The organism is Methylobacterium terricola (assembly GCF_006151805.1).
GTDB lineage: Bacteria > Pseudomonadota > Alphaproteobacteria > Rhizobiales > Beijerinckiaceae > Methylobacterium > Methylobacterium terricola.
Map to the genome: position 1 here is coordinate 143,862 of NZ_VDDA01000007.1, position 12,840 is coordinate 156,701.

Sequence of the window (12,840 nt, forward strand, 5' to 3'; positions counted from 1 at the left end):
GCACCTTCTGGGACGGCCCGCGCGACCTTATATCCAAGTCATGGCCGCTTCATCCCCCGGACGTCCGCAGGTCCGCCGCCTCGACCCCGTGCTCGTCGACCGCATCGCCGCCGGCGAGGTGGTCGAGCGGCCGGCCTCGGCGGTCAAGGAGCTTGTCGAGAACGCGATCGATGCCGGGGCGTCGAGCATCGCCGTCACCATCGCGGCCGGCGGGCGCAAGCTGATCCGGGTCGTCGACGACGGCGGCGGGATGAGCGCCGACGACCTCGCCCTCGCGGTCGAGCGCCACGCCACCTCGAAGCTGCCGGGCGGCGACCTCGAGCGCATCGACACCCTGGGCTTTCGCGGCGAGGCGCTGCCGTCGATCGGCGCGGTGGCGCGCCTGGCCATCACCTCGCGGGTACCGGGCACCGAGAACGGCCACGTCATCGTCGTCGATGCCGGCCACAAGGGGCCGGTGCGGCCGGCCGCCAGCCAGCCGGGAACCCGGATCGAGGTGACGGACCTGTTCGCGGCCACGCCGGCCCGCCTGAAGTTCCTCAAGTCCGACCGTGCCGAGGCGACGGCGGTGGGCGAGATCCTGCGACGCCTCGCGGTCGCCCATCCGCAGATCCGCTTCACCCTGACTGGGGAAGGCGCGTCCTCGGCCGGCCTCGTCCTCCCGGCCGAGACCGGCCAGGGCTCGTGGCTGCGCCGGCTCGTCGCGGTGCTCGGGCCGGAATTCGGCCAGAACTCGGCGCCGCTGAGCCTGGAGCGCGAGGCTTTCGCCCTCGACGGTCATGTCGGCCTGCCGACCTTCCACCGGGCGGCCGCCACCCATGTCCACTTCGTCGTCAACGGCCGGCCGGTGCGCGACCGGCTGCTGCTCTCGGCGGTGCGCGGCGCCTACGCCGACGTGATGGCCTCCGACCGCCACCCGGTGCTCGCGCTGGCGCTCACCTGCGATCCGGCCCTCGTCGACGTCAACGTCCACCCGGCCAAGACCGAGGTACGCTTCCGCGATCCCGGCCTGGTGCGCGGGCTGATCGTCAGCGCCATCCACGAGGCCCTGCGCCGGGAGGGCGGGCGTAGCTCCGGCACGGTGGCGTCCCGCACCCTGGAGAGCCTGCGGCCGGCGCAGACGCCGATGTCGCTGCCCGGTGGCGCGGCGCGCCAGCCCGCGAGCCTGTTCGCGCGCCGCGACGAGACGAGACCGGCCCGGCCGGACGGCGCGGGGCGGGTGGAGGCGTTCGAGCGGGATTTCGGGCCCGACGCCCGGCGAGAGCCGCCGCAGGCGCCCTGGGAGGCACAGGAGCCCGCCCAGGCGGCCTACCAGGCCGACGACCACGCCGCGGACGAGGCGCCACCCCGGGCAGGGCTCGGTGAGGGGCGCCAGGCGCATTTCGCCGGCGACCTCGCGGCGCCGAGCGCCGACCTGCGGGCGCCGCCCCCCGAGGCGGCGGCCGGCGCGGCGGAGCCGCATCCCCTCGGCGCCGCGCGGGCGCAGCTGCACGAGACCTACATCGTCGCCCAGACCCGCGACGGCATCGTCATTGTCGACCAGCATGCCGCCCACGAGCGGCTGGTCTACGAGCGGCTGAAGCGCGAGCGGGCCGGCGGCGGCATCGCCCGCCAGATCCTGCTGATCCCCGAGGTGGTCGAGCTCGACCCGGTCGAGGCCGACCGCCTCGCCGACGCCGCCGAATCCCTGCAGGATCTCGGTCTCGTCCTCGAAGCCTTCGGCCACGGCGCGGTGCTGGTGCGCGAGGTCCCCGCCGCGCTCGCCGGCGGGTCCTTGCGCGCCCTCCTCACCGACGTGGTCGATGCGCTCGTCGAGGGCGGGGCCGACCCGCTCGCCCGCCGCCTCGACGCGGTCCTGTCGCGGATGAGCTGCCACGGCTCGATCCGCGCCGGCCGCCGGCTGCGGCCCGAGGAGATGAACGCGCTCCTGCGCGAGATGGAGGCGACGCCGTTCTCCGGCCAGTGCAACCACGGCCGCCCGACCTATGTCGAGCTGAAGCTGTCGGACGTCGAGCGGCTGTTCGGACGGCGGTGAGCAGGCCGTACGGGAAAGCGCGGATCGCGCCCCGCCTGGCGAGCCTCGAACCGCGCTGCCGGATGCCGAGCGCCGTCGCGCGGCCCCGGAAAGACCGGGCCGGTGGACGGATCGCCGCCTGACTCGAGCCGAAGCCCCGGCGCGACAACCCGATCGATCGGCGACAGCACCCGCCAGTACACCCGCCAGTACAGCGGCACGATGATCCGATGCCTTGACAGCGATCCATGCTTCAAGGAAATCTTGAGCAAGCAACACAGCACGCACCCCACCTTGGGCCAGCCTCTCCTCCGACGGATCCGGACGGTGCCGCGCGCCGCGATCCGGGCCGGATGCTCGCCGCCGACGTCCGGCACGAGGAGACGCCCATGGACATCCGCAAATGCACCGCCGAGGCGATCGGCACGTTCTGGCTCACCTTCGGCGGCTGCGGCAGCGCCGTCGTCGCGGCGGCCTTTCCGGAGCTCGGGATCGGCTTTGCCGGCGTCGCGCTGGCCTTCGGCCTCACGGTGGTGACCATGGCCTATGCCATCGGCCACATCTCCGGGTGCCATCTCAATCCGGCAGTGACGATCGGGCTCGCGGCCGGGCGGCGCTTCCCGGGCCGGGAGGTCGGGCCCTACATCGCCGCCCAGCTCGTCGGCGCCGTCGCGGCGGCGGGCCTCCTCTGGGTCATCGCCTCGGGCGCGCCGGGCTTCGACCTCGCCAAGGGCTTCGCGGCGAACGGCTACGGCGAGCACTCGCCCGGGCAGTACTCCCTCGTGTCGTGCTTCCTCGCCGAGGTGGTGCTGACCCTGATGTTCCTGTTCGTGATCATGGGAGCGACCCACGGCAAGGCGCCGGTGGGCTTCGCGCCGCTGGCGATCGGGCTCTGCCTCACCCTCGTCCATCTGGTGGGCATCCCGATCACCAACCTCTCGGTCAACCCGGCCCGCAGCACGGGACCAGCCCTGATCGCCGGCGGCTGGGCGCTGGGTCAGCTCTGGCTGTTCTGGTTCGCGCCGGTCATCGGGGGTGCGCTCGGCGGCATCCTGTATCGCTGGCTGAGCGAGGAGCCTTCGGCGCAGGTCACCGGCCTGTCGAAGGCCGCCGCGACGCCCTGACCCCGAGGGGTGCCGGGCCGAGCAGCCCGGCGCCCCGTTCAGCCGGCCGCCACCTCGTCGAGGCGCCCGGCCGGGTCGTGCGGGGGCAAGCCGCGCCGGTCGCGGGCATCGCCGATCACCCGGGCCGGCACGCCGACCGCCAGGGCGAAGTCGGGCAGGTCGGCCTCGACGACGGCGCCGGCGCCGACGAGCGCGCCGCGGCCGACCGTGACGCCGGGCAGCACCGTCGCGCGCGAGCCGAGCGAGGCCCCGGCGCCGATCCGGGTCGGTCGTCGAGCGTCGTCATCGCCCGGATCGGCGTCGCCGATCACCACGCCGTGGCCGACGAACACGCCCTCGCCGAGCTCGACCCGCGGTCCGAGCACGCTGTGCGAGGAGACCTTGCAGCGCGGGCCGACGCGGCTGCCCGGCCGGATCTGCACGAACGGACCGACCCGGGCGCCGGCGCCGATGCGGCACCCCGCGAGGTCGACGAGATCCGGATGCGTCAGGCTGGCGCCGTCGTCGAGGGACACGTCGGTGATCGGCATGCGGGCGGGCTCCTTGGACCACGGGTCTGTCGCGAGACGGGAAGCCTAGGCGGCCGGCGGCCCGCGCCGCAGCACCGGCTTTCGGGGCGCCGGGCGCCGGCCGCCTCACCCGGCCGGGGCAAGGGGAGGGCACGACCCCTCGGCCGTTCGGAGGAGGCCGCTCCGTCGGCGGAGGGAGGAACGGCCTCGACGCCTCCGCCGAAGGGCGGGCAAGGGGGCCGAACGGGCGATGCCCGCCTCCGCCGCCCGGGCGGGCGGGGGCCGCCCTTACGCCGTTCCGCGGCGTTCCGGCCCGGGACGGGGCGGACGTACCTTGCCGGGGTCACGGGCGGAGGCGGGATCCCATCACCCCGGCTCCGCCCGCGGCGGCCACCAGCGCCCGCGGGGGAGCCGCCGAACCCGGAAGAGTCCCCGCCGCGGTCGAGCCGAAGAGAGCCGATCTTGCTGAACAACCCGATCTGGACCGACCCGGCCCTGGCCCCGCGCCTGCGGGACGACCCGCCGGAGACCCGCAGCCTCGAGGTCCGCGACATCCTCGCCTTCCTGCGCCGCCGCCGCGCCCGCATCCTCGCCTGCGCCCTGGCCGGGGCGGCGCTCGGCGCGCTCTACGCGCTCACCGCGGCGCCGGTCTACACCGCGCGGGCGCAGCTGGTGATCGATTCCAAGATGCCGCCGCTCTTCGCCGAGCCCGGGGCCGAGTCGCGCTTCGCCATCGATACCGGGCAGATCGCCAACCAGATCGCGATCCTCCGCTCCGAGAAGGTCGCCCGGATGGTGATCGACAAGCTGGGCTTGCGCGACGACCCGGAATTCGGCGCCGCCGCGACCCGGCCCCCGGGCCTGCTTGCCGCGATCCAGGACCGGATCGGCACGCTGATCGAGACCGCCCGCACCGCCTTCAAGGGCGCGACCGGGCGGGCCGAGGCGGAGGTCGACCGCGGCCTCGAGACGGAACGGCGCCTGCTCGACACCTTCGCGGCCCGGCTCGACGTGCGCCGCTCGGGCCTGGCCTACGCCCTCGACATCACCTTCGCGGCCCGCGATCCGCAGAAGGCGGCCGACATCGTCAACGCCGTGGTCGAGCAGTTCCTGCGCGAGAAGATGGAGGCCCGGATCGAGGCCTCGCGCTACGCCACCGACTGGCTCAACGAGCGCGTCGACCGCTTCCGGACCCAGATGAACACGGCGATCCGCGCCGTGCAGGAATTCCGCGCCACCCATAATTACCGCATCCGCCGCGGCCGGCGCGACGATGCCGACGGGCCGATGGCGAGCGCCGGCGCCCAGATCGTCCCGCGAGCGCCCGCAGACGACGAGCCCGGCACCCTGGAGGAGCTCGAATCCGCCGCCGAGACCTCGCGCAAGGTCTATGAGAGCCTCCTCGTCGTGCTCGCCGAGGCGGTGCAGCGCCAGAGCGCGCCGGTGGCCGATTCCCGGGTCATCACCGCGGCGACCCGGCCATTGTTCCGTTCCAATCCCGGCCTGCGGCTGACGATGCCGGCAGGCGCGGCGGCCGGCGCCGGGCTGTTCGTCGCCGTCGGCCTCGCCGGCCTCCTGCTCGACGGGCGCGCCCGCTCCCGGCGCCAGGTCCGGGCGGCGACCGGGCGGGACTGCCTCGGCTGGATCCCGGCTTCGCCCCGGAGGCCGCGGCGAGGCCTCTCCGGCGAGGCGCGGACCTGCGCGGGACTGGCCGAGGGCCTGCAATGGACCCGGCTGTCGCTTGCCGCGGCGAGCCACGCCGCGCCGTTGCGCACCATCGGCCTCACCGCGGCGGGGCGCGCCTGCGGGCGCACCAAGGCGCTGGCGGCGATCGAGCTGGCCCGGCTCTACGCCGCCGCCGGCGCCCGCACCATCGTGATCGACGCCGATGCCGCCGATCCGGTGTCGCCCGATCCGTCGGGCGACCTCGGCGACGGGGAGGGGATCGTGGCCGAGCTGCGCGGCTTCGGAACCGCGGCGGCGGAGCGCTGGCGCCCTTACGTGACCGCGCTCGCGGATGGCTGCGACGTGCTGCCGCTCGCGCACGAGCGGCTGCCCTCGCCGCACTGGCTCGGCTCGCCCGCCATGGAGGCGCTGCTGTCGAGCCTCGGCGACGCCTACGACGTGGTGATCGTCGATCTGCCGCCGGTCGGCCGCTCCGCCGCCGTCCTGGCGCTGGCACCGCTCCTCGACGGCGTGGTGCTGATGACCGAGTGGGGCCGCACCCCGCTACGCTCCCTCACCGAGGCCTGCGAGACCCTGGAGCATGCCCGCGCCCGGATCCTCGGCACCGTCACCACCGAGGTCGACCGGACCGCCCTGGACAGCTGACCTGGTGCCGCGAAAAGCGACGAGACGCCCGCCAGTCAGGCATATCGTGCATGATTGACGGGCGATTCAGCATAATGACGTCACTCGCATGCTGTAAGCGCATATCGCAACTGCGAGATCGGCGATTGCTGCGACGCACAATGGGGGTCATGGTCGGGGACAGGAACCACAGAGTTCCACCCCACCTCCCAACTTCGGAGCCGGACCCATGGCCTCCTCCCCGTCGATCGCCGCGACCCGTATCCCCGCCGTCAAGGCCTCCGCCAAGCCCGGCCTGTTCGCCGAGATGCTGCGTCTCTGGCTCGAGCACAACCGCCGCGTCGCCCAGTTCGGCATGCCGCCGCTCTGAGGATGACGGGCAGGGTCCCGCCGGCCGAACCGGGTCGGCTCACCCTCCCTCATCCGTCCGGGACCGGGCCGCAGAACCCGGGACCCGGGTGCGCCGAAGCCTCGGACGGCCGCCCGCGCCCCGCGCTCGCCTGAACCTCCCGCCATTCTGGTCCCGGGCGCCGCTTCGCGGCCCCGGGATCAGTGCGTGGGCTCGGGACGGCGGCACTCTCACGCCGGCCCGTCCACCGCCGGTGCGTGCGCCCGGCGCCCGGTGAGGCGCTCGACCATCGGCTCGGCGAGCGCGTGGTAGAGCCCCTCCGGACAGACCAGCTTCGAGGCTCCGTCGGCCAGGAGCGCCGTGATCATCAGCGGGATCACCAGGGCGTGGTTCTCGGTCATTTCCGACACGATGACGAACGAGGTGATCGGCGCCTGCAGCACGCCGGTCAGGTAGGCCACCATCCCGACCAGCACCACGGCGCCGACCGGCACGCCGTCGAACAGGGCGGCGATCTGCGCGCCGAGCCCCGCCCCGACCGCGAGCGAGGGGGCGAACAGCCCGCCCGGGATGCCGCTGATCGACGACAGGGTCGTGGCGACGAACTTCAGCGGCCCGAACCAGGCATGGGTCTCGGCGGTGCCGTGCAGCAGCGCCTTCGCCTCCTCGTAGCCGGTGCCGTAGATGTGCCCGTCGGTGAGGAGCCCGCACAGCGCGACGCCGAGGCCGCAGAGCGCGGCGAACACCACCGGTCGTCCTGAGACGAACCGCCCCGCGGCGCCGGGCAGGCCGCGGGAGACCGCGATGACGATGCGGCTGAACAGGCCGCCGCCGAATCCCCCGAGGATGCCGCAGAGCGGCACCACGGCCCAGGCCCAGCCGAGCGGCAGGGTGTCGGCGGTGGTGCCGAAATAGGTGTAGTTGCCGACGAGCGCCAGCGAGGTCAGGCCCGCCGCGATGATCGTCCCGAGGATCAGGCTCGAGGTCTTGGCCTCGTAGGCGCGGCTCAGCTCCTCGATGCCGAACACGATGCCGGCGAGGGGCGTGTTGAAGGCCGCCGCGACCCCGGCGGCGCCGCCGGCGAGCAGCAGGCCGCGCTGGCGCTCCGGCGCCAGGGGACCTGCCGCCGCCATCAGGGCGGCGCCGACCTGCACCGTCGGGCCCTCGCGCCCGGTCGAGGCGCCGCAGAACAGCCCGAGCGTCATCACCACGATCTTGCCGAACGCGGTCCGCAGGGAGATCAGCGGATGGCGCAGAGCCGCGTCCTCGATGTCGCGGGCGGCGATCACCTGCGGGATGCCGCTGCCTTGCGAGTTCGGGAACACCGTGAGGGCGAGGCGCGCCGCGAGCCCGAAGCCGAACGGCGTCAGGACCAGGGCGATCAGCGGCGACACCCCGAGCACCGCCCGGAACGCCGACTGCGCCGCATCGGCCAGGAACGCCATCAACACCGCCGCGGCACCGACCGCGATGCCGCCGATCACGAACAGCCCGCGCCGGACCCAGATCCCGACGAGATCCCGCGATCCCGGCAGCCGCCCCTTCAAACCCCGCACGTGCCGCAACCCTTGTCCATCCCGACCAGGCGGCACCTTGGACGAAACGGGCAGCGATGCGAAGCTCCGCCGGAACAGGTCAGGGGTGACCAAAGGACAGGAGGGGACGGCATGCGGGTGCTGGTGGTGGGCGCCGGGGCGACCGGCGGATATTTCGGGGCGCGGCTGGCGGCGGCCGGCCGCGACGTGACCTTCCTGGTGCGCGAGGCGCGGGCGGCGCGGCTGGCGGAGGACGGCCTCGCGGTGAAGAGCCCGCTCGGGGATTTCCGGATCGACGGGCCGCGGACCGTGACGGCGGGCACGATTTCCGGCCCCTTCGACCTCGTGATCCTGAGCTGCAAGGCCTACGACCTCGCCAGGGCCCTCGACGACGTCGCCCCGGCGGTCGGGCCGGACACCCTGGTGCTGCCGATCCTCAACGGAATGGCGCATCTCGATGCGCTGGACGCCCGCTTCGGGGCGGAGCGGGTGCTCGGCGGCTCCTGCGCCATCGCGGCGACGCTCTCGGCCCAAGGCGAGATCGTGCAGATGAGCGAGTTGCACGCGCTCACCTTCGGCGAGCGGGACGGCACGCGCTCGGAGCGGATCACCCGGGTCGCCGCGGTGATGGAGGGGGCGGGCTTCGCGGCGCGGCTGAGCGACAGGATCCTGCTCGAGATGTGGGAGAAGTGGGTCTTCCTCGCCACGCTCGCCTGCGGCACCTGCCTGATGCGGGCCCCCGTCGGCGACATCGTGGCGGCGCCGGGCGGGCGGGCGCTGATGCTGGGCCTGCTGGACGAGTGCCGCGCCGTCGCGGTCGGGGCCGGTCACGCGCCGCGCGAGAAGTTCCTAGACTCGAGCCGCGGCACCCTGACGGCGGCCGGCTCCGGCTTCACCGCCTCGATGCTGCGCGACATCCAGAAGAACGCCCGGATCGAGGCCGACCACATCGTCGGCGATCTCCTCGCCCGCGGCAGCAACGCCGATCCGGGCGGGGCGCGGCCGCATCTCGCGACCGCCTATACCCACCTCAAGGCCTACGAGGCCCGGCGGGCGCGAGAGCAGGGGTGAGCGCAAGGAGCAGAGGGGGGCGCAAGCGAAGCGCCCGGCGCGTCGACGCCGGGCGCTGCACGGGTGCCGGCGGCTACCAGCGATAGATGGTGCGATCGAGACCGACGACGATCGCCCGCTGGGCGTTCGGGATCGCCAGCGCGGTCGCCTGGAAGTTCGGATCGATCTGCGTCCAGTTCCCCACCGTGTCGTCGCCGGTCTTGCGCCACATCTTCTTGGTGGCGGTGTTCGTCACCAGGACGCTGCCGTCGGGCGAGGCCGCGATCTCGGCCGCATCCGGCCCCACGGGCGCCCAGTTGCCGCCCTGGTCGCCGCGATAGACGGCGTTGTCGGTGCCGATATGCCAGAGACTGTTGCGGTTCATCACCGCGACCCGCAACGCCTTGCCGGGCAGCTGCCGCCAGGCATTCGTGTTGTCGTCCGACTGCTTGAGCCAGATGTCGTTGTTGCCGTTGGCGATGAGGATCGTGCCGTCCGCCGCGGCGATCGACTTGGCATTGGTGCCGATCACGGTCCAGTTCTGGCCGTCGTAGCGGTAGACGTTGGCGTCCATGCCGATGGCGTAGATGCTCTTGGCATTCAGGACGGCGATATCCCTGAAGTTGCCCGGCAGCGGCGTCCAGTTGCCGTCGCCGACGTAGCGCCAGGGCGCGTTGTTGTCGGCGTTGAGGGTGACGAGGGTCCCGTCCGTCCCGACCGAGACGCGGGCGGCGGCGATGCCGATCGGTGTCCACTGGCCGTTCGCCGCCGGCATGCTGCCCGAGCCGTCGGCCGGCGGCGCGACGCAGAACGAGGCGTCCTGGTTGTAGGTCGCACCGCCATCCGGCTTCGCGATGTAGACGCTGAAGTTCGCGTGACGCAGATAGTAGCCCGGCCAGTCGATCGACTCGTAGGACGTGCAGGTCCCGGTGTTGCACCCGCACGAGCCGGCGAGGGGCGCGCGCGGCGTGAAGGTCGCGCCGCGCTTGAAGATGTCGCCGCCATCGTTGGGCTGCTGCCAGATCTGAAAATTCTGGTGGCGCAGATACTGGCTGGCATTCGTGCTGGCCTGGAACGACACGCCCGAGCCGGCGAGGCCGGCGACCATCCGGAAGGTCGCCTGCTGCTTGTCGCCCGCATTGGCCGGGGTGACGAGACGGGCCGTGCCGTTGACGTTGGTGACGTAGCTCGTGGTGTAGTTGCTCGCCTGCAGGCTCACCGCCGAGCCGATGCTGCCCGACCCGCCGGACGCGCCGCCACCGCTGCCCCCACCGGCGCCGCCGCCGGCCAGCCACGCGGTGCCGCCGTCGTTCTGCCCGCTCGTGGCGGTCACCACGCCCGGGGCCGCGACCTGGGGCGGGGCCGCGACGCCCGCACCCAGCGCGACGATGACGCCCGGCGAGGGCACGCCCTTCTGGTCGATCGCGACGAGCTGGTAATAGCCGGGCGGCGCGATGTTGGCGTTCGCCGGCGCCTGCACCGTCACGGTGTTGCCGGCCTGGGTGAAGCCGGCGACGATGCGGCGCTGGCCCGAGTTGAAGCTGTGGGTGACGACGCTCAAGCCGATCAGCACCACCTGCGACAGGCCGTTCTGCGAGGTCAGCTCGACCTGCATCGACTGGCCGTGCTGCATCTGCGCGGTCGACAGGCTGACGATCCGCGGGCGCGGGGCGAGAGCCGTCTTGCCGTTGACGGTGGCGAACAGGTAGGGCGGGTAGAACACCTCGGCGTTCTGGTTGTTGACCGGGCCCGGCGCGCCGCCGCCGGCGATGAGAAGCGCCCCGTTCTGCATCAGGATCGCGGTCGAGTGATAGCCGCGATAGACCGAGCCGGACGCGCCGACCGACCATCGGCCGGTCGCCGGGTTCCAGATCTCGGCCTGGACGACCGAGTTCGCCCCGTCCTGGTTGTTGTTCAGGCTGCCTCCGGTGACGGCGACCTGACCGGTCGGCAGGACCGTGGACTGGGCCCAGGCACGACCGTAATTCATCGGCGCGGTATCGATCGCCACCGGGGCGCCGGTGGTGATGTCGACCACCGTCGCGCGGCTACTCGCCAGGAAGCCCCAGAAGTTGTCGAAGCTGTTGCCGCCGACCTGGAGGATCTTGCCGGTGTCGAACATCACCGCGGTCGAGACCGGGCCGACATTCGGCGCGTCGGTGGCCGAGGAAGCCTGACGCTGAGGGTCCCGGAAGTTCGTCACGTTGACCGAGCCGTTTCCGGACGGGTCGAGAAACCACATCTTGTCAGAGGAGATGCCGAACACCTTGCCGTTCGGCGCTACCCAGGCGCGCGGATACCAGAAACGGTTGTTGTCGGGCCCGAACGCGTCGCGGCTCTTGGCGCCGAACAGGCTCTGCCACTGCGTGCCGTCGTAGATCTCCGGGGTCATCCCGGTCATCAGGCCCTTGTCGATGCTGCCCTGCGGGTCGCCCGCACCGCCCTGGTACGGATAGGAGCCACCCATGATCAGCTGGCGGCCGTTCAGCAACGTGATCATGCTCGCATAGTAGCGGTCGTTGGCGAGCTTGGCCGCGGCGGGAGACACACCGGTGGCGGTGTTGTTGAGGATCGCGCTGCCCTTGTCGTTGCCGTTGTCGAAGATGCCGCCGGCGAGGAACAGCGACCCGTCGGCCCGGAAGGATTGCGCCGCGCAGAAGCTGTTGACGCCGGTCACGCCGGGAAGCGTGACGTGGCCGCCGGCGACGCCCTTGGTCGGATCCCACACGTCGAAGGTGCGCCCGTCCTGGTTGTTCGGGTTGCCGAGCGGGGTACCGTAGGACACGACCTTGCCGCTCGGCAGCAGGCCGAGGGTGATGGCGTTCATCGGCCAGTTCTGCACGCTCGAGAACACGCCCATGGTCGGCGCGCTGTCGGGAAGGGCCACGCTCCCGAGCACCGGGTCGGCGACCTGGTTGACCACGACGCCGAACTGCGCGGCCTGGGCCGGGGAGAGGAGGCCTGCGCCCAGAATGGTGGCGGAGAGGAGGGCGGTGTCGCGCAGGCGCGAACGGCGCCCGGCTTGGATCGCTGCTGTCATCGGCCGAGACTTTCGCGTGAGATGGTCAGAGGGGCTGGGATTCGCGCGCGGGGGCGGCGTCGAGCCCCCCGGCGAAGCTGTCGAGGAGGGGGATGTCGCGTTCGAGCCGCGGGCGATCGACCGGGTCGCCGCCATAGGACATGGCCATCCCGCCGCGCCGGTCGAAGACCAGGACCTGCGGCGGCGGCTCCGGCAGCAACGCCGCCGGGTAGCGCAGCATCGCGGCAATCGCCGCGGTCCAGTCCGCGTCGCCGGAGAGCACGCGCAGCCGCGTCCCGGTTCCCACGGTGCCGTCGACGAAGGCGCGCAGGGCCGTCCCGTTGCCCCCGGTCCCGGCGAGCGAGACGGCGAGGAACACCGCGCGGTCGTGGGCCGCCCCCGGCAGGGCCTTGGCGACCCGGTCGAGATCGAGGAGGCGGGTGACGCAGACGATCGAGCAATCGGGCGCCACGAACGCCACCACGGCGATCCGGTCGCGCAGATCCGCGGGACGCAGGGCCGCACCACGCTGGTCGATCCGCCGACCGGAATCCATGGTGGGCCACAGCAGGGTGTCGAGGTCGCTTCGGGACGCCGCAGGGATCGTCCGCGGCTCGACCTGGGCGGTACTGGGGAAGCCCCAGAGGGGCAAGGTGATCGCGAGGGCCGCGATCGTCTTCAGGGCCGGCCACATGGTTCGGTGTCGCAATCCATCATCCGGTTGTCGCAGTTCCCACACTGCCGGGCGGCCGTTTAAATCCGGTAATCGCCCGCGGATAACGAATCATGACCAGAATTCCGCTACGGACATTGCCGTCTTTGCGGGTGCAACCTGGAGTATAATACTGCGTAAACGAGCGTCAGTCTTAATGAAAGGCGGATCGATCTGCTAGAAATATCGCAGATCGAGACGATGCCCGGGGCCGGGCG

Annotated in this window: 9 protein-coding genes; 5 read left to right on the forward strand and 4 right to left on the reverse strand. The window is 72.6% G+C overall.

The window, feature by feature from the left end:
* The first annotated feature begins 40 nt into the window (after window positions 1–40).
* On the forward strand, window positions 41–2,035 hold the full coding sequence (gene mutL, locus FF100_RS17600; protein WP_139036982.1) for a DNA mismatch repair endonuclease MutL: 1,995 nt from the start codon (window positions 41–43) through the stop codon (window positions 2,033–2,035).
* A 368-nt stretch (window positions 2,036–2,403) separates the two neighbouring features.
* On the forward strand, window positions 2,404–3,138 hold the full coding sequence (gene aqpZ, locus FF100_RS17605; RefSeq protein WP_139036983.1) for an aquaporin Z: 735 nt from the start codon (window positions 2,404–2,406) through the stop codon (window positions 3,136–3,138).
* A 38-nt stretch (window positions 3,139–3,176) separates the two neighbouring features.
* Here the strand turns inward: aqpZ and FF100_RS17610 are convergent, their stop codons facing one another.
* On the reverse strand, window positions 3,177–3,668 hold the full coding sequence (locus tag FF100_RS17610) for an acyltransferase (RefSeq protein ID WP_139036984.1): 492 nt from the start codon (window positions 3,666–3,668) through the stop codon (window positions 3,177–3,179).
* A 441-nt stretch (window positions 3,669–4,109) separates the two neighbouring features.
* Here FF100_RS17610 and FF100_RS17615 point away from each other — a divergent pair, with 441 nt between their 5' ends.
* Together FF100_RS17615 and FF100_RS37145 are read left to right on the forward strand one after the other, a co-directional pair.
* Window positions 4,110–5,978, forward strand: a complete 1,869-nt coding sequence (locus FF100_RS17615; RefSeq protein ID WP_171070220.1) for a Wzz/FepE/Etk N-terminal domain-containing protein — start codon at window positions 4,110–4,112, stop codon at window positions 5,976–5,978.
* Window positions 5,979–6,186: 208 nt separating this feature from the next.
* Window positions 6,187–6,327: a hypothetical protein gene (locus FF100_RS37145; RefSeq protein ID WP_171070221.1), complete on the forward strand. Its 141-nt coding sequence runs from the start codon at window positions 6,187–6,189 to the stop codon at window positions 6,325–6,327.
* 209 nt (window positions 6,328–6,536) lie between these two features.
* On the opposite strand, the gene FF100_RS17620 is transcribed toward FF100_RS37145, so the two are convergent.
* On the reverse strand, window positions 6,537–7,862 hold the full coding sequence (locus tag FF100_RS17620) for a chloride channel protein (RefSeq protein ID WP_246102137.1): 1,326 nt from the start codon (window positions 7,860–7,862) through the stop codon (window positions 6,537–6,539).
* Window positions 7,863–7,973: 111 nt separating this feature from the next.
* Between FF100_RS17620 and panE the strand changes: the two genes are divergently transcribed.
* The gene (gene panE / locus FF100_RS17625; protein ID WP_139036986.1) at window positions 7,974–8,912 is read left to right on the forward strand and encodes a 2-dehydropantoate 2-reductase; all 939 of its coding nucleotides are present in this window, start codon (window positions 7,974–7,976) and stop codon (window positions 8,910–8,912) included.
* A gap of 73 nt (window positions 8,913–8,985) precedes the next feature.
* On the opposite strand, the gene FF100_RS17630 is transcribed toward panE, so the two are convergent.
* Entirely contained in the window at window positions 8,986–11,931 is a 2,946-nt protein-coding gene (locus FF100_RS17630) for an AbfB domain-containing protein (protein ID WP_139036987.1), read from the reverse strand.
* A 25-nt stretch (window positions 11,932–11,956) separates the two neighbouring features.
* On the reverse strand, window positions 11,957–12,604 hold the full coding sequence (locus FF100_RS17635) for a thioredoxin domain-containing protein (protein WP_139036988.1): 648 nt from the start codon (window positions 12,602–12,604) through the stop codon (window positions 11,957–11,959).
* Between the last annotated feature and the right edge of the window lie 236 nt (window positions 12,605–12,840).

What these genes read in the sequence shown, in the direction of transcription:
- mutL (WP_139036982.1), top strand. Translation starts at nt 41, where the DNA reads ATGGCCGCTTCATCCCCCGGACGTCCGCAGGTCCGCCGCCTCGACCCC.
- aqpZ (WP_139036983.1), top strand. Translation starts at nt 2,404, where the DNA reads ATGGACATCCGCAAATGCACCGCCGAGGCGATCGGCACGTTCTGGCTC.
- FF100_RS17610 (WP_139036984.1), bottom strand. Translation starts at nt 3,668, where the DNA reads ATGCCGATCACCGACGTGTCCCTCGACGACGGCGCCAGCCTGACGCAT.
- FF100_RS37145 (WP_171070221.1), top strand. Translation starts at nt 6,187, where the DNA reads ATGGCCTCCTCCCCGTCGATCGCCGCGACCCGTATCCCCGCCGTCAAG.
- panE (WP_139036986.1), top strand. Translation starts at nt 7,974, where the DNA reads ATGCGGGTGCTGGTGGTGGGCGCCGGGGCGACCGGCGGATATTTCGGG.
- FF100_RS17630 (WP_139036987.1), bottom strand. Translation starts at nt 11,931, where the DNA reads ATGACAGCAGCGATCCAAGCCGGGCGCCGTTCGCGCCTGCGCGACACC.
- FF100_RS17635 (WP_139036988.1), bottom strand. Translation starts at nt 12,604, where the DNA reads ATGTGGCCGGCCCTGAAGACGATCGCGGCCCTCGCGATCACCTTGCCC.